This window comes from Vibrio sp. SCSIO 43009 (genome assembly GCF_023716525.1).
Taxonomy (GTDB): Bacteria; Pseudomonadota; Gammaproteobacteria; order Enterobacterales; family Vibrionaceae; genus Vibrio; species Vibrio alginolyticus.
This window is the reverse complement of the sequence record NZ_CP071843.1, coordinates 1,564,784-1,585,318: the sequence shown is the minus strand read 5'-3', so window position 1 is coordinate 1,585,318 and position 20,535 is coordinate 1,564,784. Positions and strand designations below refer to the sequence as shown.

Genomic DNA, 20,535 nt, shown 5'->3' with positions numbered 1-20,535 from the left:
TATTTTTGTAGTAGTTTTTTGAGGAGATAACCATGGCTGCAAAAGACGTATTATTTGCTAATGACGCACGTCAAAAAATGCTGAAAGGTGTGAACTTACTGGCGGACGCAGTAAAAGTGACACTAGGCCCGAAAGGCCGCAACGTTGTGCTTGATAAATCTTACGGCGCGCCAACCATCACCAAAGATGGCGTGTCTGTAGCGAAAGAAATCGAACTGAAAGATAAGTTCGAAAACATGGGCGCACAAATGGTGAAACAAGTGGCGTCCAAAGCGAATGATGAAGCGGGGGACGGTACAACGACGGCTACCGTACTGGCGCAATCTTTCATCAATGAAGGTCTTAAAGCGGTAGCCTCTGGCATGAACCCAATGGACCTAAAACGTGGTATCGACAAAGCCACTGAAGCGGCGGTTGAGAAACTACGTGAAATGTCTAAGCCATGCAGCGACAAAGAATCCATTACCCAAGTGGGTAGCATTTCTGCAAACAGCGATCGCGCGATCGGTGAAATCATTGCAGAAGCGATGGAAAAAGTGGGTCGCAATGGCGTGATTACGGTTGAAGAAGGCCAAGGTCTAAACAACGAATTGTCTGTGGTTGAAGGTATGCAATTCGACCGCGGTTACTTGTCGCCATACTTCATCACTAACCAAGAAAATGGCAGCGTCGAGCTAGACAACCCATACATCCTATTGGTGGACAAAAAAGTCAGCAGCATCCGCGAGCTATTGCCTGTACTAGAAGAAGTAGCGAAATCTTCTCGCTCGCTATTGATCATTGCTGAAGACATCGAAGGTGAAGCGTTAGCGACATTGGTTGTGAACAATGCGCGGCATCGTGCGTGCGACCGCGGTGAAAGCGCCTGGCTTTGGTGACAACCGTAAAGCGATGATGGAAGACATTGCGGTACTAACTGCTGGTACGGTCATCTCTGAAGAAATCGGCCTAGAGCTCGAAAAAGCAACGTTAGAGCAACTAGGTAGTGCGAAGAAAGTTACCATCACCAAAGACACAACAACCATTGTGGGTGGTGCAGCAGAAGCAAGCGCGATTGCTGATCGTGTGGCTTCGATTGAAAAACAAATCGAAACAACCACTTCTCAATACGACAAAGATAAGCTTCAACAACGTGTTGCGAAGCTTTCTGGCGGCGTAGCGGTGATCAAGATCGGCGCTGCAACCGAAGTTGAGATGAAAGAGAAGAAAGACCGCGTGGACGATGCGCTACACGCTACCCGCGCAGCGGTTGAAGAAGGTATTGTTGCTGGTGGTGGTGTTGCCCTAACTAAGATCGCGAAAGAATTGGCGGATCTAAAAGGCGACAATGATGACCAAAACGTGGGTATCCGAGTTGCGCTACGTGCAATGGAAGAGCCTCTTCGTCAAATCGCAACTAACGCAGGTGACGAAGCTTCTGTTGTGGCGAACGCTGTCAAAGCGGGTGATTCCGATTACGGTTACAACGCTGCAACAGGTGAATACGGCAACATGATCGAAATGGGCATCTTGGACCCTGCGAAAGTAACACGTTCAGCGCTTCAATTCGCAGCGTCTGTTGCTGGCTTGATGATCACCACTGAAGCGATGATCACCAACCACGTTGAAGACAAAGAACTTGATATCTAACGTCATCAACCGTTAGTGATTAAGTAAGCGTTAAAATAACAATAACATTGCAAAACCTAAGCGGGCTCGCTTGAGCCCGCTAATCAGTCATTTGAGGTAAGTGTTATGACCCGTTTACCTGCGTTTTCTTTCTCAATATCTGAGCCGGGCGGTAATGAAGCTTCGTCAACGTGGCCGACTGCTATTCACTTCCCCCTCGTTCCAGCTGGGCCAGAGTTTTCAATCGAAAATGCTCTGCCTAAACGTCCGACAGTGACGATATTCACTATCGATCTGTCTCAGTTATTTAAAGGGGACGCTCGGGTCATCCATTAACTGTATCGAAACAGCCAGCGCACGTTGGCTGTTTTTTTCTAATTTAAAGTATTGATAGTGTAGATTTTTATTTGATTACTGCCACTTGTTCAATGATCAATTTGAACTGGGGTAATCGGACCGCAAGCGCACTACACCTTTAAGCCCAGCATTGCGCCGAAAATGATCAATCCCGCCCCACATGCTTGATTGAGTCGATGCTTAATCTTCAACAAGAAAGCTTGTAGCTGGGGTGACGTGAATAAAACAGCAACGATAGAAAACCAAATACCATGCAGCGCAATCATATAAATCCCGTAAAACAAGGCGATGTGTTGCTGACTAGAGTCGGGAGAAATCACTTGGCTAAAAATACTCAGAAAAAACAGCATCGTCTTGGGATTGAGTAAATTACACAGAAATCCCTGCATGAAAAATCGCCACATTGAATACTCGCTCTGTTGAACGGTTTCTGAGTTTGACGCAGGCTGCGAGGAGAATATTCCTTTAATCCCAAGGTAGACAAGATAAGCGGCCCCAAGATAGCGCACGAGATTAAACAACCATTCATTTTGTGAAATTAAGTAACTGATCCCCAGCATGGAGTAAGCGATGTGGATGCTTATCGCCATGCTGATACCAATCGCACTGTATACGCCTGCTTTTCGTCCTTGATTTAAGCTATTTCTTAATACCAAAACAAAGTCTGCGCCAGGGCTAATAACAATAAGCACACCTAATAACGCAAGAGTTACAAATTCCATATCGATTTCCTGTTTGAATGATGAAGTCTGGGATGTAGCAGAATTGTAGGCGTCTTTATTACTGACTATAATCGAAAAATATTCCCATATTGGTGAGAAAAACTCACAGATGCGTCACCTGAAATCTTTTTATGTCTTCCACGTTGCGGCGAGTTCTTCAAGCTACACTGAAGCGGCTGACAAACTGAACATTACCCACGGAGCCGTGAGTAAGCAGATCAAGCAACTTGAGCAATATCTGTCTCAACCTTTGTTCTTCAAAGAGGGCAGGAAAGTCGTGTTGACGGCGGAAGGCGAATTACTCAAGACATACACAGAAACGGCATTCCAAACGCTAGAAACAGGCGTGAATACGCTTATTCAAGAGAAGCATCAGCATCTTGAAGTGTCTTGTGAACCGACATTAACCATGCGCTGGTTGATGCCAAGGTTGGCCGCGTTTAATGATGAACACCGTGCTGATGTTCGTTTGTCGACGGCTGGTGGCCCGGTAACATTAGGATCAACTGGGCTTTCGATGGCGATTCGTCGAGACGATTTTGCGCAGCATCACGATTACGACAAAACCATTCTTGTGGAAGAGTGGGTGGGGCCGGTATTTTCTCCTGAGTATTGGCAATCCAGTAAAGACAATTTGAAAGCAGCTCGATTGTTGAATAGCCAAACCAGACCGAATGCTTGGGCGGATTGGCAGCAATCAACACGTTGTGAAACTTTCAACGGCAACACTCAGCAATCATTCGCGCATTTTTATTTTTGCATACAAGCAGCGGTGGATGGCTTAGGCGTCGCAATGGGATCGTATCCTTTTGTCATGGACGATATTAAGCGTGGTAATTTGGTCGCACCATTTGGGTTTTCTCCATCAAGTTGCAATTACGTTTTATTGAGTCAAGATAAAAAGCGTACAGAACTCGAACATAAATTTATCACGTGGTTACAAACGCAAATGGCAGAGTGTGTGCCACTGTCATCACAGCAGATTACGCAAGGCGAATAGAAGGCATAGAGCGAGATTACGTCAGTCAGTTTTATGGAAAAAGGCTTAGGAAATTGGAAATGGAAAACCTCAATATTGTTGAAATCAAATCATTTGTTCCGGCGAAAGATTACGCGCTATCAAAACGTTTTTATGAGGCGATTGGCTTTGAAATGGCATCGGACTTCGGTGATGTAGCATACTTCTCTCAAGGTAGCTGCGCGTTTCTTTTACAGAATTTTTATGAGCCAGAACACGGCAATAACTTCATGATGCACTTGCTCGTAGAAGACGCAGAAAGCTGGCATCAGCACTTATCCAAAGTGGGTCATGAAGAATTTGGTTCGCGTTTGACAGAGCTAGTCGAGCAACCTTGGGGCATGCGCGAATGTTGTTTGTTTGACCCTAGTGGCGTTTTATGGCGAATTGGCCAGAACATGAATACTGACTAACGCCAGTCTTATTTTCACCACATCTACGCGCAGATATTGAGATCTCGATATCTGCGCGTTTTCTTTTTTTACTTAGCCTTGCCAACGTTTGTAGCGCACTCACGCCTTTTTCGAGGTGGTGTGCGATGGGCTAACGCCAAAAAACTCCTCAAGCAGCATGGCTTTGAGTTCCGCTCTGACTTCTGCGCCACCGATTAACGCCAAAAGTGCGAGTCCTCCTGGAATAAGGATGACCATTAATATCGGTCTTAAAATATACGAAAAGCAGAAGATGGTCGGGAAGAAAATCAATCCTTGGCCTAGTTTGTTTAATACGTACATGAGCGATTCCTTTTGTTTTTATATAAAATGAGCGTGCTCAATTTTATAAATGAGCGCGCTCAATTTGTCAATCTCAACCACGCAAGGTATGATCCTTTCAGGCTCATTAAGCAGACACATCAATGACGAAGCGACAACAAACCAGAGATAAAATTCTAAAAGCCGCATGGGCATCTTTTGCTCAAAATGGCTATGACATGACGACCACAAGGCAGATAGCGAGAGAAGCAGGAGTAGCCGATGGTACAGTGTTTAGCCATTTCCCGACTAAACTGTCGATTTTGCGCGAAGGGATGCTGGCGCAACTGCAACAGATCAGCCAAGAAACGCTAGTCAGTGTGGAAGGTAAAACCGATATCGACATTGGTTTGGCGCTGACGGAGAAATACTATCGCTACTATTTTGCGAACGTTGAGCTGAGCCGAGCTTTGTTGAAAGAAGTGATTTGGGATTTGGATTATTATCAGTCGTTTAACCAAGCTTTGTTTCAATCTGTAAACGGAAGCTCCGTCCTTGAGGGAAAAATACCGCTGATTTTTGACTGCTATTTTATGACGTTAATCTCGCACTTGAGCCGTGCAGAACCGGATGTTGAAGCGGCACTTGAAGAGCTTCATGCTAAGTTTCAGCAAATCATTGCGACTGCATAACATGGCCCCAACGCAGGATCTGAAAGAATATACTGCCTGTCATCTTATTTGCTGGACTCCCATTTTCTCGTTTCAGTTGGCGTCTCACCAAATAGCCGCTTGTAGCTTTGACTGAACTGCCCGAGATGGAAAAAACCAAAGTCAAAAGCGATTTCTGCAATTGTTCGATTATCTTCAGGGCTTTGTAGCACTCTACGTACTTGATTCAGGCGCATTCGATGTATGAACTGCTTTGGGGAAGTATTACAGCAATGTTCAAAGGTGTACTGTAGTGTGCGACGACTGACGTGTACTGCGTCACACAGTTCACTGACGGTTATCGGTGTACGGTAGTCTAGATCCTGTAGCTGTTGTTTTATACGGTGCATCACGTGTTGACGATGAGAGATTGATATCGGATGGCTCGTGTGCAGTGAACTGAGTGAGAACAACTCCAGCACAATATCTTTTAAGATTGCTTGATGTGTGGTTTCAGACCATCTTGGCTCGGCGGAACCAAGTAACGTGCCTAAGTAGTATTTAAGTTGTTGAATGTGTTTTTCCGTCAAACCCGTTAAGTGTAATGTGTTGTTTTGGATACTCCCAAGCTCAAGTTGATTTTCTATGATGTGAACGAAGTTTTTGTCGAGCACTATTCCATAGATAGAAAACTGCTCCGGTGTCATTAACTCAAAATCAGCGCCACCTTGCCTAAGCAAAAGTTGGCTTGAATTAAACTGACTGTGATTTAGGTGTAGCGGCTTATTTTCCGCACTCAAACCCAACCAAATACCTCCCTCTTCAACCCTGCATTGCTGTCTTAGCGAGCGGTTACTGTCTTCACGAAACACATGGAAATTGGGAAATCGTCGTTCTCGAATTTGACCTAAAAATCGACCATCGCTGAGTTGGTCATATTCCTGTTGCCAGTTTATCAGACTCGCAGCTTGTTGGTTTGCATCCTTAGTGTGATGGATGCACAGCATTGGTGCAGTTTGGGGCATTTGGTTACTCATCCTTGTGATGCTCATTCCTTTTTTGTGAGTCATGTTGGAGCAGTATTTACATAACTCATTGTTTATTATTGGTTTATAAATGTTGCCAGTTTTTGATAACGCTACGGAACACATTTGGCAATACTTTCTTAAAGCTTATTGATAGTTCAGCAAAAAGCGAACCAAATAGTGAAGAGGAAGAGCAATGACGGCAACTTATCGTCGGCAACAAGGAAGTAAAGTCTATACCTTTAAGTCATTAGCTGACTTGATGGCGAAAGCGACACCGGAGCGCTCAGGCGATGCGTTAGCCGGGGTTTGTGCTCAGTCAGCGGCAGAACGTGTAGTCGCACAAATGGCGCTGTCTGAGTTACCACTTAAAACGTTTCTTAACGAGGCGGTTATTCCATACGAAAGCGACGATATCACTCGCCTAATTATCGATACGCATGACCTTGAAGCCTTTAAGCCGATTGAGCACTTGACGGTCGGAGATTTTCGAAATTGGCTGCTGAGTGAAGAAGCCGATGGTGAAACATTGGCTAAAATTCGTCAAGGTTTAACACCAGAAATGGTGGCCGCAGTCAGTAAGATTATGCGCAACCAGGATTTGATTCTCGTTGCTAAAAAATGCCAAGTTGTCACGGCTTTTCGGAATACGATAGGTTTGCCGAGTCGCCTGTCTACTCGCTTACAGCCGAATCATCCCACTGATTCTCTCAACGGTATCGCAGCGACCATTTTTGATGGTCTGATGTACGGAAATGGCGATGCGGTTATCGGTATCAATCCGGCAACAGATAATGTACCTCAAGCTATTAAGTTAATGAACTTAATGGATGAGGTGATTCAACACTATCAAATACCGACTCAGTCTTGTGTGTTAACTCATGTCACGAACACGATCGAAGCCATTGAAATGGGTGCACCAGTCGATCTCGTTTTTCAGTCGATAGGCGGCACGCAAGGGACGAATGATACCTTCGGAATCGACTTGTCGATTTTGAAAGAGGCCCATGAAGCCGCGTTGTCTTTGAATCGAGGTAGTGTAGGAAACAATGTGATGTATTTTGAAACCGGACAAGGTACAGCGCTGTCTGCTAATGCATTTCATGGGGTCGATCAGCAGACTTGTGAAGCCCGCGCTTATGCTGTCGCGAAACAGTTCGATCCTTTGTTGGTTAATACTGTCGTTGGGTTTATTGGCCCTGAGTATCTGTTTGATGGCAAACAGATCATTCGTGCTGGGCTTGAAGATCATTTCTGTGGGAAGTTGCTTGGTTTACCTATGGGTTGCGATATCTGTTACACCAATCATGCCTATGCCGATCAGAATGACATGGATAACTTGCTGACACTATTAGGTGTGGCCGAGTGCTCGTTCATCATGGGTATTCCAGGGTCTGATGACATCATGCTCAACTATCAAACTACCTCATTTCACGATGCCCTTTACGCAAGAAAAGTACTCGGTTTGAAGCCAGCACCAGAGTTTGAACAATGGTTAATGGAGATGCAGATTTTCGAGAGCGTGCAAGACGTTCGGTTAAGTGAGCAAATCTCTCGCTCGTTTTCGGGAGCAATTAACCAAGTGAATAAGGGGTATTCTCATGGGTAAAGTAATCACCATTGCTCAGTCCCCACAAGATGAGTCTGAAGTTGTCACACATAACCCTTGGGGCAAGTTACGCGACTTCACCTCTGCTCGGATCGCTCTGGGTCGCAGCGGGAACAGTGTACCAACCAACGAGTTACTCTCATTTCAGCTGGATCACGCCCAAGCTATGGATGCAGTGCATTGCAGTTTGAATATTGAGTCTCTCGTTGCTGGTTTGTCGGACTCTTACTCGATTCTTGAAAATACCTTAGAACCTCCAGTGGTAGTGAGCAGTCAAGTGAGTGACCGGCTTATGTACCTGCAAAGGCCCGATTTGGGAAGGCAGCTCGATGAATCTTCTTGGCAAACGCTCAACTTGATAGCAAATGAGCATAACACTGACATTGATCTTGCGATTGTTATTGCTGATGGACTTTCTTCCGTCGCAATTCAAAACCATGCCGTGCCTGTTGTTACTCGATTGATTTCTCTTTTAAGCGCTGATGATGGACATCAATGGAAATTCGCACCTATCACAATCGTAAAGCAAGGAAGAGTAGCGGTAGGGGATGATGTTGGTGAATGTTTTAACGCCAAGGCCGTGCTGGTTTTAATTGGAGAGAGACCCGGTCTAACTTCTCCGGATAGCATGGGTATGTATCTCACTTGGGGGGCTAAACGAGGCTCTAAAGATTCCCAAAGAAACTGCATTTCCAATGTGCGTCCCCAGGGGCTCAACTATGACGATGCCTGTGAACGCGCATTTTACTTGCTCAAGGAGGCTCGAAAATTACAACTGTCAGGAGTGAATCTGAAAGATCGCTCCGATATCAATGAGCCAAGTGGCGCAAGCGTTGAAGATAAACACAGCGACAACTTTTTAATTTCATCAAAGTAGAAGGATTTACTATGTCTAAACATCAGGAGTACTTGGCCAAAAGGCAGCTAAAAAGAGGCACCGCAGGTTGGATTTTACTTGCTGGCTTAGGTGTCTCGTATGTTATATCTGGTGACTTTGCTGGTTGGAACTTTGGCATCGCTCAAGCAGGATGGGGAGGCTTTCTTATTGCTGCTATCGCGATGGCAGTAATGTATTTCACGCTAGTATTGTCTTTAGCTGAAATGTCTGCGGCTATTCCTGCTGCAGGTGGTGGTTACAGCTTCGCAAGACAGGCGATGGGGCCGACAGGTGGCTTTTTCACTGGCTTATCAGTTTTGATTGAATATGCGCTCGCGCCTGCTGCGATAGTGATTTTTATTGGCTCGGCAGTGAATGAATTGGTTGGTATCGATGGTCCTGTTGTTTACGCACTTTTCTACGCCGTCTTTATCGCTATTCATATGGCAGGTGTTGGCGAAGCTCTCAAAGTAATGATGGTCATCAGCGGTTTGGCTGTGCTAGCTATTCTCATTACTGCTGCTGTGCTTATTGGTCACTTTGACGTTAATAACTTATTCGATATTGCTCCGGCGACGGCTCAGGCAACAGAAATCTTGCCGTTTGGGTGGTATGGCGTATGGGCTGCGTTGCCATTTGCAATGTGGTTGTTTCTTGCGGTTGAAGGTGTGCCTTTAGCGGCAGAGGAGGCAAAAAATCCGGCAAAAGATGTTCCCAAAGGCATCATTGGTGCGATGCTGTTTTTATTGCTAACCGCAACTCTGGTAGTCGTCCTTTTGGCTGGTGCGGTTGGCTCAAAGGTCATAGGCGATAGCGCGGTGCCATTAGTTGACGCCCTAAAGCTTACGGGCAACTCAATGGTAGCAATGGCCGTGAACTTACTTGGATTGGCTGGCCTTATCGCTTCTTTCTTTTCAATCATTTATGGTTACAGTCGCTTGGTGTTTGCGCTTTCCCGCGCGGGTTATTTACCGCAAACTTTGTCATTAACCAGTGACAAAAAAGTGCCTTCTCGTGCGCTTTTGGTTCCGGGCGTTTTTGGGTTCTTGGTTTCACTTACGGGTGAGGGGGACTTAATCTTGGCGATGGCTGTTGTCGGTGCGACTGTATCGTACGCATTAATGTCCTTGAGCCATATTTTATTGCGAATTAAACAGCCGGAATTAACTCGTCCATATAAAACGCCTGGTGGGATAATTACTTCGAGTATTTCTCTGGTGCTTTCTTTGGTCGCAATGACAGGTGTTTATGCTTTTGATCCCTCAGCCTTTTTTATGACAATGGGATTGTTTCTTATCGGTGGTGTTTATTATGGGTTATACAGCCGCAACAAATTGGTGGCAGCAACCGCCGAGGAAGAGTTTGCCATGCTGTCTGTAGCAGAGCTAGAGCTTGAATCAGATGTCGTACGATAGTCACTTTGATTCTTTTTATTCAGCATATTAAGGGAGCCATAGGCTCCCTTTGTCATTTCTATCAAAAGTGCATAGCGCACAAATGCATCACTTTAACTTTATAAGTGTTTAATCATGTGAAAGTCTAGTCTGGATAACGATGGCGCAAATCCATCACAGGTAAAGGTTAAGTTTTCAAGGAAAGGTCATGATAAATAAGGTGTTTAATACACTTTTGGGAACAGAGTTACCGATTATTCAAGCACCAATGGCCGGTGTGCAAGACAGCCAAATGACCATAGCCGTCAGTAATGTTGGCGGGCTTGGCTCGTTACCTTGTGGAATGCTGAACAAAGACGCCATCGTAAAAGAACTTCAACTTATCAAGCAGGCAACTAACCGACCGTTTAACCTCAATTTCTTTTGCCATGAAATGCCGGAGTATGACGGCAACAAGCACGAAAAGTGGCAAAAAACGCTGCAACCGTATTTTTCCGAGGTTGATGCAACCGTTCAGGCTCAGCCAAACGCTCCGACAAGGATGCCTTTCAATCATGATATTGCTGACGCGATTGAACCATTTGCACCGCCAGTGATCAGTTTCCACTTTGGTTTGCCAGACGATGATCTGTTAGCTCGAATTAGAGGGTGGGGAGGGAAGATCCTTTCGTCAGCGACCACGGTGGACGAAGCACTTTGGCTAGAAGCAAAAGGCGTTGACGGTATTATCGCCCAAGGCTTGGAGGCTGGTGGACACCGAGGTATGTTTTTATCGGATGATTTAACTACTCAATTAAGTTTGATTGCGTTATTACCACAAATCGCCAAACGGGTGAATTTGCCTGTTATTGCTGCAGGCGGAATCGCTGATAGAAGAGGGGTGGAAGCCGCGTTGAGATTAGGAGCGAGTGCCGTTCAAGTTGGCAGCGCCTATTTGTTGTGTGATGAGGCGAAAACATCGTCTTTACATCGATATGCCATTGCCAGTGAACGCGCGCAACATACCGCTGTGACCAATGTTTTCTCGGGCCGACCAGCGAGAGGCATTGTGAATCGCGCGATGTCGGAGCTAGGCTACATCAGTGAGTTTGCGCCGAAATTCCCATACGCCTCCATTGAAATGGCTCAACTAAGAGCGCTTATGGAAAAGCAAAACCGAGATGAATTCACACCGTTGTGGTGCGGACAAAACTCGTCGGGTTGTAAGGAAATATCGGCGGCAGAAATGACATTGTCATTAGTGGAAGGCATCGATTTAAACTGATATGCATCTTGCCTTTTAAAGCGATGCTGACTGAATGGTTACGAGTTATCCCTGTATTTATGTAGTAAATCTAATGGGATGTGGCAGTAATCATTCGGAAAGTTTGTGAGTCTGTCTTGGTGCTCATCATCACTTGGCACATAATTTGTAAGTGGCAGTACTTCTACGGCGATCTTGTCGGCGTCCGGTCGCGCTGCGATAAACGCTTTCGCGATGGTGAGATGCTGTTCGTTTTGGCTATAAACACCAGTACGGTACTTCTTACCTACGTCTTCACCTTGCTTGTTAACGCTGTAAGGGTCGATTATCTCAAACAAATACCCCATTAAAGTTTCAACCGAAACTTGCTCAGGGTCGAACTGGGTTTTCACGCACTCTGCGTAGCCATCGTATTCGGATTGAGTGTTATCCGTTGTGCCATTTGCTCGCCCTGCTTCTGTGTTGATTACGCCCGGAAGGTGGCGCATAAATTCTTGCACGCCCCAAAGGCAGCCGCCAGCGAAGTAAATTTCTTCCATCACTTTTATCCTAGTCTTTACCGTTGTTGGGATGTAGGGAGCTAACCCCTCTTCTTCCATCCCATTTTCGTTGCCCTATTATCTGTTGATGGGAGCGATATTCGCAAGGTGCAGCTTGGCTAATCAGACCACGTGCTTTTTCCTTTTTACTTTCAAGTTCTTTTCATATGAAACATCAGGTGAGTATACTGTAAGCTCATCAATAAGGAGCGAATCTGTGAACCCAAGACAAAATGAAATTCTGCAATTAGTGAACGACCGTAAACGCGTTCAAGTCACGGAGCTTTCTGACATCATTGGCGTGTCGGGTGTGACCATCAGACAGGATTTGAACTTTCTGGAGCAACAGGGCTACCTAAAGCGCGTTCACGGCGCAGCTACCGCGTTGCAAAGTGATGACATTGATGCCCGCCTAGAAGTACGTTTCGATATTAAACAATCGCTCGCAAACCAAGCTGCGGATTTGGTCGCACCGAATGAGACAGTGCTGATTGAAGGAGGCAGTGCCAATGCGTTGTTGGCTCGGACATTGGCTGAGCGCGGTGATGTGACCATCATTACGCCATCGGCGTATATCGCTCATCTCATCCGTAACACTTCTGCCAACATTATCTTGCTTGGTGGCGTATATCAGCACCAAGGCGAGAGTTTGGTCGGACCGCTGACTAAGTTGTGTATTGAGAACATTCATTTCAGCACAGCCTTTTTGGGTATTGACGGCTTCCATCAAGACACTGGCTTTACTAGCCGCGACATGATGCGTGCTGAGATTGCAGAAACCATCATTGCGAAAAAAAGGCGCAATATTGTTCTAACGGATTCTAGTAAATTTGGGCAGATTTATCCCTCATCAATTGGTAAAACTGACGAAATATCAGTGCTGCTGACTGACAAAGCCGCTCCGAAAAGCGACCTTGAACAAATCAAAAAGCGAGGTGTGGAAGTTATATTAGGCTGATTAAGCCACGCTTCGTTTTCGCTTCGCGAGCATTGCTGTTGGGGAGAAACCGGTGACTAGCATAGTGCCGCTAAGCACTAGAATTGTTCCTATGATGGTGTTAGAGCCGACGGGCTCATCTAGAACCAAGTAGCCCCATAAGATACCAAAAACAGGAACAAGAAAAGTGACAGTCAGTGCTGACGCTGGGCCGATATCAGAAACTAAGCGGAAATAGAGCAAATAAGCGAACCCTGTGCATACAACGCCGAGCGTGACAACAGAGCTCCATTCGAAATGACTTGGTTCTGCACGCATTGGTAAGAATGGTAGCAGCGGCAGTACCCAAATAACCGCCGCCCACATACTGCCGTGAGCATTGTCAAAAGCTGGTACTTGTGGCGCATTTTTAGTGTAGTTGGTAGCAATGCCATAGCTGAAAGAAGCCATCAAACTGGCGGCAATAGGGAGCATGGCTTCTTCACCTATGGTTGAAGTATCTAAGCCGACCAAGACTGCAACGCCTCCAATGCCTATTAGCATACCGAGAACAGATTTCGCTGTGAGTGGGCTGCGGTACCAAACAAAGCCAACTAGTGCTCCCCATATTGGGGCGGTTGAGTTCAATATTGCTAAAGTTGATGCATTCAGTGTCTGGGCTGCGTACGCAAAGAGTAAAAATGGAACTGCGCTATTGAATAAGCCAATAATAAAGAAGTGTTTAGTATGCGCAGTTAACGTGAGTTTCTTCTTCAAATATACGGCGATCAATAACAAAGCGACGGCGGCAAATGTAACTCGAAATTCGATTAAGTAAGCTGGCCCGAATGTGTTGGCGGCGACTCGCATAAACAGAAACGAGCCACCCCAAATAGCAGCGAGGCAGAGTAAGCGAAAAAAACTGACGGCAGTCATTTGACATCCTTGGTCGAGGTCTAGCGCCTCATCGATTAATTGTTGCGCTAACAGTGAATTAAACCAAGGATGAGGTCAACCAGAAATGTAATGCCAGTTCCGGATCTGGCTAGCTTGGGCTCACGTTGATGGTGTGTTGTTGATTTGTGATCACTTAATGGCTCTCTGACCATACTGCGAATTCATTTCCACTCGGTTCAGTGAAGTGGAATCGACAGCCGCCGGGGAATTCGAAAATAGGGCGGATAATTTTTCCACCATGCTGCTCTACTTTTGTCTGAGTGGCCTGAATGTCTGAGCTATAAAATACTAAAAGTGCGCCACCATTTGCGGTTTGGTTTATAAACTCAGATTTGAAGAATCCGCCATCCAACCCTTGTCCTGAAAATGCAGAATATTCTGGACCATAATCGGTAAAGCTCCAGTCAAAAGCACGCTCAAAAAATTGTTTGGTCGCACTGACATTAGTGGAACCAAATTCAACGTAATTCAATTTTTCATGTTGATGCATGGTGAAATCCTTCTCGGTTACTATCGTTTCTAGGCGAACTTTTCTACGATGATGTCGTCCGCTTTCTCGACAAATAATGCGCCATTATCTCTGAGCTCTGTCAGCACATTCTCTACATTATCAGGCAGCACCGCTCGAGTTGAAGCAAGATTAACTACCACATTGTAGCCAAGTTCCAGCGCTTGCATGACGGATTTTTTCACGCAAAAGTCCAAGGCAAGGCCACCGATAACTAAGGTATCAATCCCGTTGAACTTTAGAAATTCATGCGCACCTGTCGTTTTGGTGTCGGCAATATCATGGAAAAAAATACCGTAAGGGTGCGCATCAGGATCCATGCCTTTATTAACTTGAAAATCGTAGTCCAACACGGGTGGTAAACCATCTAGCAGCTCAGAACCTGTTGTGCCAAGCACACAGTGACGGTTCCACTTTATATCCACATTCGGTAAACCAACGGGCTCAAGCATATTGGATGGCGATTCTGCATCCCATTTTGCTTTCGGTGGGTGTAAGTCACGACTGACCAGTTTTAATCGGCCTTTGGCATGATTACTCAGAAGCTCCGGTACGATTTCCAACGCACCTGCAACGGGCAGTTCATTTGGACATAACTCACTAAAGCCTTTCTCTGGATCAACGTCGATCACTGCTGTAGTTTGATAGTTTACTCGAACAGTCATGGCAGACTCCTTGTCTGTCAGATTGTCTGCGTTTATCCACGCAAACAGTTTTGAAAAAAGGTTACTTCGTCGCTAGTCAGCGTATATACCATTGCGGGTTTTCCACCTTTGCCTTTGTTGGTTGAAGCGACTTTATTAGTGGGTTTTAGTACGCCTGAATCTATCAAGCGGCGCTTAATCGTCATTCGGCTGATATCAATACCAAACTCTTGATAAGCAGAAATGATGTCCGCAACCAAAAACTCTTTGTCTAATGCAAACAAAAGAACCGATGTGTATTCAATGGATGCACGAAGCTTTTGCCACGCTTTTTCAATGGTTTTTTGATGATCAAATGCGAGGGTTTCTTCTCCATTGAGAATAGCCTGTAGCGAAAACCATTTAAGTTGGCATTCCGGTACACCTGCATTATTTATTTGCTCTACATTGTTACGATCAACTAAGGCGTAGTGCGTAATGTTTAAGCTCCAGTCTTCTGGATCGCGTTTTGGATCACCGTCGATAAACGCTTCGCTAAAATGGCGAGGGTAGGTATGGATTTTCTCACGGCAAATTCGGCGACGCGCCGCTTCAAAGTTTTCATCGGCCGGGCGTCCGCCTTCACTGGTTAAGTCTTTATCAAAGACAAATCCGCCCGGTAGTGCCCAGACTCCATGGTATGGCCGATTTGGATTTGAACGTTTAATCAACAACACTTCCAATCCCTTATCGGCACAGCCAGATAGCCTGAATGGAATAATGTCGACAGATACGATCATGGTTGGGTCCTAATATTGATTTGTAAGTAATCTAGCGCATAACAAGTGGTCAATCAATGGGTAAGTAACGAGTTGTTAGAAACGTTTTTGGTAGTGTTCGTAATACGGTTTGAGCATAAATTTACGGATGACTCTGACTTATTCACAATGCTTGCTCGAATTCTAGACAAAAAAACCTTATAAAAATGAGTGGTTAGTAACAAAAGTTGACAAACTATAGATGGGTGTTTATTGTTTACGCAAATTAGTTAGTAACAAAAAGTTATATACCCAGGAAGGGCATGTAGAAGGGCACCTAATGACCACCAAACTATTTTCTTCCCGCATCATTCAAAGTGCTTTGGATTTCGATGTCTACAAAGTCAATATGATGAGCGCTGTAACAGCGCTTTACCCTGATGCGATGGTGTCATATAAGTTTATCGTGCGCAGTGAGGAAGACCTCTCTGAGCTTTTGCCCGAGGTAAAAGCCGAAGTCCTTAAACTGCAAGATATTCAATTTACGCAAGAAGAAATTGAATATATTAAGCGTGTCGCGCCTTACCTGAATCCTGACTTTGTTGATGCATTGCGCCATTTCCGTTTCAACCCACAAAGCGATGTCTCTTTCCATAACAAAGCCATGGCTGATGGCTCAAGCCAGTTAAGAATTACCATTAACGGTTTGTGGCGAGACACCATCTTGTACGAAACGATCATCATGAGCATCGTGTCTGAAGTTCGTAGCCGTCAGCGTTGGTCAGATATCCCTGTTGCGCAATTTACCACTGTTTTAGAAGAGAAAGTTCGACACCTAAAGTCGGAACTAAAACGTCGTAACATTACTAACTTTAAATTTTCTGACATGTCGACGCGTCGACGTTTTTCCTTTCAAGCTCAGCGCACTATGCTGGAATATTTGTGCCAGGAAGTGCCGGAATGTTTGACAGGAACAAGCAACTATCACTTAGCAAAAGAGCTAAACTTGACGCCTATCGGCACGGTTGCTCATGAATGGTTTATGGGACACCAAGCTCTGGTGAATGTGCGAGATTCGCAAAAAGTGGCGTTGCAACGTTGGCAAAAAATGTTTAATGGTGCACTAGGTATTGCGTTAACCGATACGATTGGTATCGATGCTTTCCTTAAAGACTTTGATGAAGAACTAAGTAACGCGTACTTCGGTGTACGTCACGATAGTGGTTGCCCTTATAGCTGGGGTGAAAAAATGATTGCACACTACCAGTCGCTGAATATAGACCCATTAACAAAAACACTGGTGTTTACCGACGGACTTAACTTCGAACAAGCGTTAGATATTTGCGAGTATTTCCAAGGACGTATTCAGGTGAGTTTTGGTATCGGTACTTTTCTTGCCAATGATATGGGTGATTATGTCAATAAAGATGGTGACGCCTACCAGCCACTTTCTATCGTGATAAAAATGGTCACGTGCAATGGTTCACCGGTCGCCAAAATCAGTGACGAACCTGAGAAAGCCATGTGTGAAGATATCTTCTTTTTGATGAATCTCAAGCGCCGCTTTGAACAACCTCTTGATTTAAATGAGTGTCGTAAAATGATTGATCGTTTAGAAACTGAAGGTCAAAATTATCTCATCGACGTGTAGGCGTTATCCTCTCTCCTTGATAAGCACCCTCTATCGTTACGACAAATTTATATAGGTAAACGTGGAGGGTGATTTCGTTATAGTAATATACAGAAGTAACCAGATACAGCGCAGGAAAGCACTCAAAAGTTGATGTGTTATCTGCCTTTGATTGGTGTAAATCGATACGTTACAGCATCGTGGACGGTGTATCTCATCCGACACTAAACTCAGTCTAATCACGTAGTTTATTCCCACGTACCATGAGCTCACTCGGGTATAGACGTCTATCTGCTTTTATGGCTTTGGGCTTCACGTAGTTGCTTGAATCAGGAGTCAAAATGAACCTAGTAGTACATTTGCAAAAGAAAGCGATCCGAAAATATGGCTATGAGATGGCCACTCGTCAAGCATGGAAATGTGGCATCAAGGCAAATCTTGTTAAGCGCGTGATCGGCCTTTTTAAAGGACAAATTGTTTGTGTGGTTGAAGGTTGCCGAGCAGAGTTTTCTTCTCCTCTTAATAACCCCCTTCACGAAGATGACAAGCAGGGGCGATATGTGTTTGTTGGCGGTGTATGCTGGGAACCAAATAACATTATAGCGCCTGGTTTCCCTGATTTTATGTTTATGCACGTGCGTAATCTAAGCCACCGTCATAAGTATTTAACGGATGACGAACTATTTTTGAGCTTGGCTTAAAAATAAATCTCATAGACTAGTTCAGCCCAATCATAATCAGTAGTGATACAGTTTTAGCTCTGTTGACACGTTGCTGAGTGTTTCTTGACGTATCTTTTATAAAACAGTGTTTCTTTACTTGTTAATGACAGAGGGTTTGTTTTCGTCTGATGTGATTTCCCTTTTGCGATTTACCATAACGCTCATCAAAGCAAACCATACTGGGATGTAAATCATGAATATGAAATCTATCGCAATTGCAACGGCAGTTGTTGCTGTACTAGCAGGCTGTAAAGACAAAACGCCACCAGCTCCAACTCAAGCAAACATTACTTTGGTTGAAGCGGTGACTGAAACGGTGAAAAAGCCGCACCAAGTATGTAAAGACGTGGTAGTAACCGAGCAAGTTGCCCCTGCGGATGACAATAAAATTATTGGTACGGTTGGTGGCGCAGCAGCTGGAGCAGCGCTGGGCAACCAAATCGGTGGTGGCTCAGGTAAAGTGATTGCAACTGCAGCTGGTACGATTGCTGGTGCACTGACAGGTCGTAAGATCCAGGAAAATGTGCAAAAAGGTGATGTAGTAACAACGACGAAAAAACAGTGTCATACAGAATATACGACATCTGATAAAGTAGTGGGTTACGACGTCACTTACGAAGTTTCAGGTGCACCAACGACGGTTCGTTTGGCGAGCAAGCCAGCGACAAAAACGTTCCCAATTCAAGATGGTAACGTTGTTCTACCACAATAGTTAGCGACTTAACCGAAGCGATTAACAAGCCCTTTTATCTTTGAGATGAAAGGGCTTTTTCACATAAGCGGCGTTTTCATCTGTTTTCCCATTGGAATGTGCGGCCAGAAATACCCGTTAATTTCCGCGTTCGATACAATCACTTTTCTTAAAGTACGAACGGAAAAAACATGGAAGATTTTTACCTGACCGAGCACGGTTTGGCTGGTTATTTCGAGGCGCAATGGTTCGACAAGTTCATTGAGGAGCAACAGATTGAGATGATAACCAGTCGCTCAAAACAAGTCCCACTTTCTTTTTTGTCATCACCTCACTGCTCCCAAGTTGCTGATTTTATTGCGCAAGTGGTAATCGAAAGCAGCGTTCAGCCGTATTCCCTACTTGAGGTTGGGGCGGCGCTGGGAAGAAATTATTATGAGCTAGTGCAACGCTTACCTAACCTTAAAGAAGCGACGCTTGTGGAGCCTTCAAATAGGTTAATGGATGGCTTGAAGCAACTGTTAATAGAAGAACAACGCGTCGAGCTTACTTACCTTCACGATGTGAACACCTTAAACACTTTAGAGGTTGAGAATAGAGATATCGTACAGAAATGTGCTCATGTTGATTTGACGCTAATTAACCAGCCTTTTGAGCTCGATACTCTCCAATCTCGCTTTGATTTAGTCGTATGTTTAAATGTGATTGATCAATGTGAGTCGCCACTTAGCGTGATCAATGCTCTAAAAAAAACCACCAAGGTGGGTGGGCTGATCGTTGTCTCTTGCACTTATCAGTGGAACGCGAAACACATCAAAAATAAAGAAGAGGCGGTTGATGATATCAAAGAATACTTTGCTGAAGGCTGGCGTCTAGTGTCGGAAGCCGAGCATGAATATCGCATCCGGTTTAATGATCGCTTTGCAAGGCAGTTTTTATCTCACGTAGTCGCTTACGTAAAAACCGATTAGAGCCACATAAAAAAACCGAGCACTTACGGCTCGGTTTTTTAGTCTTTGGGTTAGAGCACAACTTTAAGTAACGTGCGCTTCTTGTTGCTCTTGCAACTTTTTCTTGCGACGCTCTCGTTTAGAAAGCCAAACCAGAGGCACAACAATCATAATGGTTCCTATTGCCATAAATATGTCTGGCACTTCTCCAAACCAAATCAATCCCACAAACACGGCACCAATTAAGCCACTGTATTCAGCGCTAGCAATTTTGTTGCTATCGATCGAGCGGTAAGCGATGACACATGTTGCTGCATAAATCATGATGAACAAACTTGAGCCAGCAGCAACAGGGAAAGCACTCCAGTCCCAAGGTTCTGCTTCGATCAGAACAAGCAAGAAGGCTACTGGAATACCTGCCAAGTTTGTCATCAATAACGTTTGCATCACAGACTGATTTTTTGGCAGTTTTCGAATGAGCAAGTTATTGATTGCTAAAGTAATTGCAACAACTAAAGCTGAAATGGCTGCCCAATCGATTTGGTCTGGACGAATGATGACCAATACACCGGCAAAGCCCATTATCGCTGCAGCGACCGATTGCTTAGACAACTGTTCTCCAAAAAAGATTGCTGCAAGTGGCAACATGATCAATGGCGCGGCGTAAAAGATCGCGTTCGCAGTTGCGAGCGGTAAAGATGAGATCGCCAAAACCATGAATATTGCACCAAGTAACCATACGTGAGCGCGAACAGCATGCCACTTAAACCCTTCAAGAAAAGGCGCATTTTTTGTTAGCAGGTAGACTGGCAGCAGGAAAAGCACCGCTGATATTTGTCGGAAAAAGACAAATTGAAAAATAGGCACTTCATTTCCGACACTTTTAATTAAAGAGTCCGAAAGCACCGCAATGAGATTTCCAACAATTAATAGCAGCATCGCTGCTCCGACCGATGTAACTTTCACTTTTTCCTCTCCTCTTTCTTTGCCAAAGAGTAGGTGATGTCATAGGATGAAGTGAAGTGATATTTATTAGTTTAAGTATG

At 44.8% G+C, this 20,535-nt stretch carries 22 protein-coding genes and 1 pseudogene; 14 read left to right on the top strand and 9 right to left on the bottom strand.

Annotated elements, in window-relative coordinates:
- The first annotated feature begins 32 nt into the window (after positions 1-32).
- Together groL and J4N43_RS22555 are read left to right on the top strand one after the other, a co-directional pair.
- Positions 33-1,629: pseudogene (groL, locus tag J4N43_RS22560) on the top strand (chaperonin GroEL).
- A gap of 105 nt (positions 1,630-1,734) precedes the next feature.
- Positions 1,735-1,944, top strand: coding sequence for a hypothetical protein (locus J4N43_RS22555; RefSeq protein ID WP_005373984.1), 210 nt, complete (start codon positions 1,735-1,737; stop codon positions 1,942-1,944).
- Between the two features lie 131 nt (positions 1,945-2,075).
- Here the strand turns inward: J4N43_RS22555 and J4N43_RS22550 are convergent, their stop codons facing one another.
- A complete protein-coding gene (locus tag J4N43_RS22550) occupies positions 2,076-2,687 on the bottom strand; it encodes a LysE family translocator (protein ID WP_005388704.1) in 612 nt (203 codons plus the stop codon).
- Positions 2,688-2,796: 109 nt separating this feature from the next.
- On the opposite strand from J4N43_RS22550, the gene J4N43_RS22545 reads away from it, so the two are divergent.
- Positions 2,797-3,687 (top strand): LysR family transcriptional regulator, encoded by an 891-nt coding sequence (locus J4N43_RS22545; RefSeq protein WP_062731078.1) that lies wholly within the window; start codon positions 2,797-2,799, stop codon positions 3,685-3,687.
- A gap of 59 nt (positions 3,688-3,746) precedes the next feature.
- Positions 3,747-4,118, top strand: a complete 372-nt coding sequence (locus J4N43_RS22540; protein ID WP_005373979.1) for a VOC family protein — start codon at positions 3,747-3,749, stop codon at positions 4,116-4,118.
- Positions 4,119-4,217: 99 nt separating this feature from the next.
- Here J4N43_RS22540 and J4N43_RS22535 read toward each other — a convergent pair whose 3' ends face one another.
- Positions 4,218-4,439: a hypothetical protein gene (locus J4N43_RS22535; protein WP_017635120.1), complete on the bottom strand. Its 222-nt coding sequence runs from the start codon at positions 4,437-4,439 to the stop codon at positions 4,218-4,220.
- Between the two features lie 122 nt (positions 4,440-4,561).
- On the opposite strand from J4N43_RS22535, the gene J4N43_RS22530 reads away from it, so the two are divergent.
- Positions 4,562-5,089 carry a TetR/AcrR family transcriptional regulator gene (locus tag J4N43_RS22530; RefSeq protein ID WP_005373975.1) on the top strand — a complete coding sequence of 176 codons (528 nt, stop codon included), beginning with the start codon at positions 4,562-4,564 and terminating at the stop codon, positions 5,087-5,089.
- Positions 5,090-5,133: 44 nt separating this feature from the next.
- Here the strand turns inward: J4N43_RS22530 and J4N43_RS22525 are convergent, their stop codons facing one another.
- Positions 5,134-6,084 (bottom strand): helix-turn-helix domain-containing protein, encoded by a 951-nt coding sequence (locus tag J4N43_RS22525; protein WP_044129538.1) that lies wholly within the window; start codon positions 6,082-6,084, stop codon positions 5,134-5,136.
- Positions 6,085-6,268: 184 nt separating this feature from the next.
- On the opposite strand from J4N43_RS22525, the gene J4N43_RS22520 reads away from it, so the two are divergent.
- From J4N43_RS22520 to J4N43_RS22505, 4 genes are all read left to right on the top strand, one after another.
- Positions 6,269-7,681, top strand: coding sequence for an ethanolamine ammonia-lyase subunit EutB (locus J4N43_RS22520; RefSeq protein WP_053349343.1), 1,413 nt, complete (start codon positions 6,269-6,271; stop codon positions 7,679-7,681).
- Positions 7,674-8,558, top strand: a complete 885-nt coding sequence (gene eutC / locus J4N43_RS22515) for an ethanolamine ammonia-lyase subunit EutC (protein ID WP_053349342.1) — start codon at positions 7,674-7,676, stop codon at positions 8,556-8,558. The genes J4N43_RS22520 and eutC overlap by 8 nt, the downstream gene beginning before the upstream one ends.
- Positions 8,559-8,569: 11 nt before the next feature.
- Positions 8,570-9,973 (top strand): ethanolamine permease, encoded by a 1,404-nt coding sequence (eat, locus tag J4N43_RS22510; RefSeq protein WP_017635124.1) that lies wholly within the window; start codon positions 8,570-8,572, stop codon positions 9,971-9,973.
- 187 nt (positions 9,974-10,160) lie between these two features.
- Positions 10,161-11,216, top strand: coding sequence for an NAD(P)H-dependent flavin oxidoreductase (locus tag J4N43_RS22505; RefSeq protein WP_017635125.1), 1,056 nt, complete (start codon positions 10,161-10,163; stop codon positions 11,214-11,216).
- Between the two features lie 38 nt (positions 11,217-11,254).
- Here J4N43_RS22505 and J4N43_RS22500 read toward each other — a convergent pair whose 3' ends face one another.
- Positions 11,255-11,734, bottom strand: coding sequence for a peptide-methionine (S)-S-oxide reductase (locus J4N43_RS22500; RefSeq protein WP_017635126.1), 480 nt, complete (start codon positions 11,732-11,734; stop codon positions 11,255-11,257).
- A 217-nt stretch (positions 11,735-11,951) separates the two neighbouring features.
- Here J4N43_RS22500 and J4N43_RS22495 point away from each other — a divergent pair, with 217 nt between their 5' ends.
- Entirely contained in the window at positions 11,952-12,692 is a 741-nt protein-coding gene (locus J4N43_RS22495) for a DeoR/GlpR family DNA-binding transcription regulator (protein WP_017635127.1), read from the top strand.
- Here the strand turns inward: J4N43_RS22495 and J4N43_RS22490 are convergent, their stop codons facing one another.
- The 4 genes from J4N43_RS22490 to J4N43_RS22475 form a co-directional block, all read right to left on the bottom strand.
- Positions 12,693-13,586 carry a DMT family transporter gene (locus J4N43_RS22490; protein WP_005373960.1) on the bottom strand — a complete coding sequence of 298 codons (894 nt, stop codon included), beginning with the start codon at positions 13,584-13,586 and terminating at the stop codon, positions 12,693-12,695.
- A 154-nt stretch (positions 13,587-13,740) separates the two neighbouring features.
- Positions 13,741-14,097 carry a VOC family protein gene (locus tag J4N43_RS22485; RefSeq protein WP_042523322.1) on the bottom strand — a complete coding sequence of 119 codons (357 nt, stop codon included), beginning with the start codon at positions 14,095-14,097 and terminating at the stop codon, positions 13,741-13,743.
- Positions 14,098-14,126: 29 nt separating this feature from the next.
- Positions 14,127-14,780, bottom strand: a complete 654-nt coding sequence (locus J4N43_RS22480; protein WP_054579245.1) for an isochorismatase family protein — start codon at positions 14,778-14,780, stop codon at positions 14,127-14,129.
- Positions 14,781-14,812: 32 nt separating this feature from the next.
- Entirely contained in the window at positions 14,813-15,538 is a 726-nt protein-coding gene (locus tag J4N43_RS22475; RefSeq protein WP_005373953.1) for an NUDIX domain-containing protein, read from the bottom strand.
- Between the two features lie 298 nt (positions 15,539-15,836).
- Between J4N43_RS22475 and pncB the strand changes: the two genes are divergently transcribed.
- From pncB to J4N43_RS22455, 4 genes are all read left to right on the top strand, one after another.
- Positions 15,837-17,147 carry a nicotinate phosphoribosyltransferase gene (gene pncB / locus J4N43_RS22470; RefSeq protein ID WP_025998656.1) on the top strand — a complete coding sequence of 437 codons (1,311 nt, stop codon included), beginning with the start codon at positions 15,837-15,839 and terminating at the stop codon, positions 17,145-17,147.
- Positions 17,148-17,467: 320 nt separating this feature from the next.
- Entirely contained in the window at positions 17,468-17,827 is a 360-nt protein-coding gene (locus J4N43_RS22465) for a hypothetical protein (RefSeq protein WP_005373947.1), read from the top strand.
- 214 nt (positions 17,828-18,041) lie between these two features.
- On the top strand, positions 18,042-18,560 hold the full coding sequence (locus J4N43_RS22460; protein ID WP_005373945.1) for a glycine zipper 2TM domain-containing protein: 519 nt from the start codon (positions 18,042-18,044) through the stop codon (positions 18,558-18,560).
- 170 nt (positions 18,561-18,730) lie between these two features.
- On the top strand, positions 18,731-19,510 hold the full coding sequence (locus J4N43_RS22455) for a methyltransferase domain-containing protein (protein WP_158159459.1): 780 nt from the start codon (positions 18,731-18,733) through the stop codon (positions 19,508-19,510).
- A 63-nt stretch (positions 19,511-19,573) separates the two neighbouring features.
- On the opposite strand, the gene J4N43_RS22450 is transcribed toward J4N43_RS22455, so the two are convergent.
- Complete coding sequence (locus tag J4N43_RS22450) at positions 19,574-20,455, bottom strand: DMT family transporter (RefSeq protein ID WP_005373940.1); 882 nt, start codon at positions 20,453-20,455, stop codon at positions 19,574-19,576.
- Positions 20,456-20,535 lie beyond the last annotated feature (80 nt).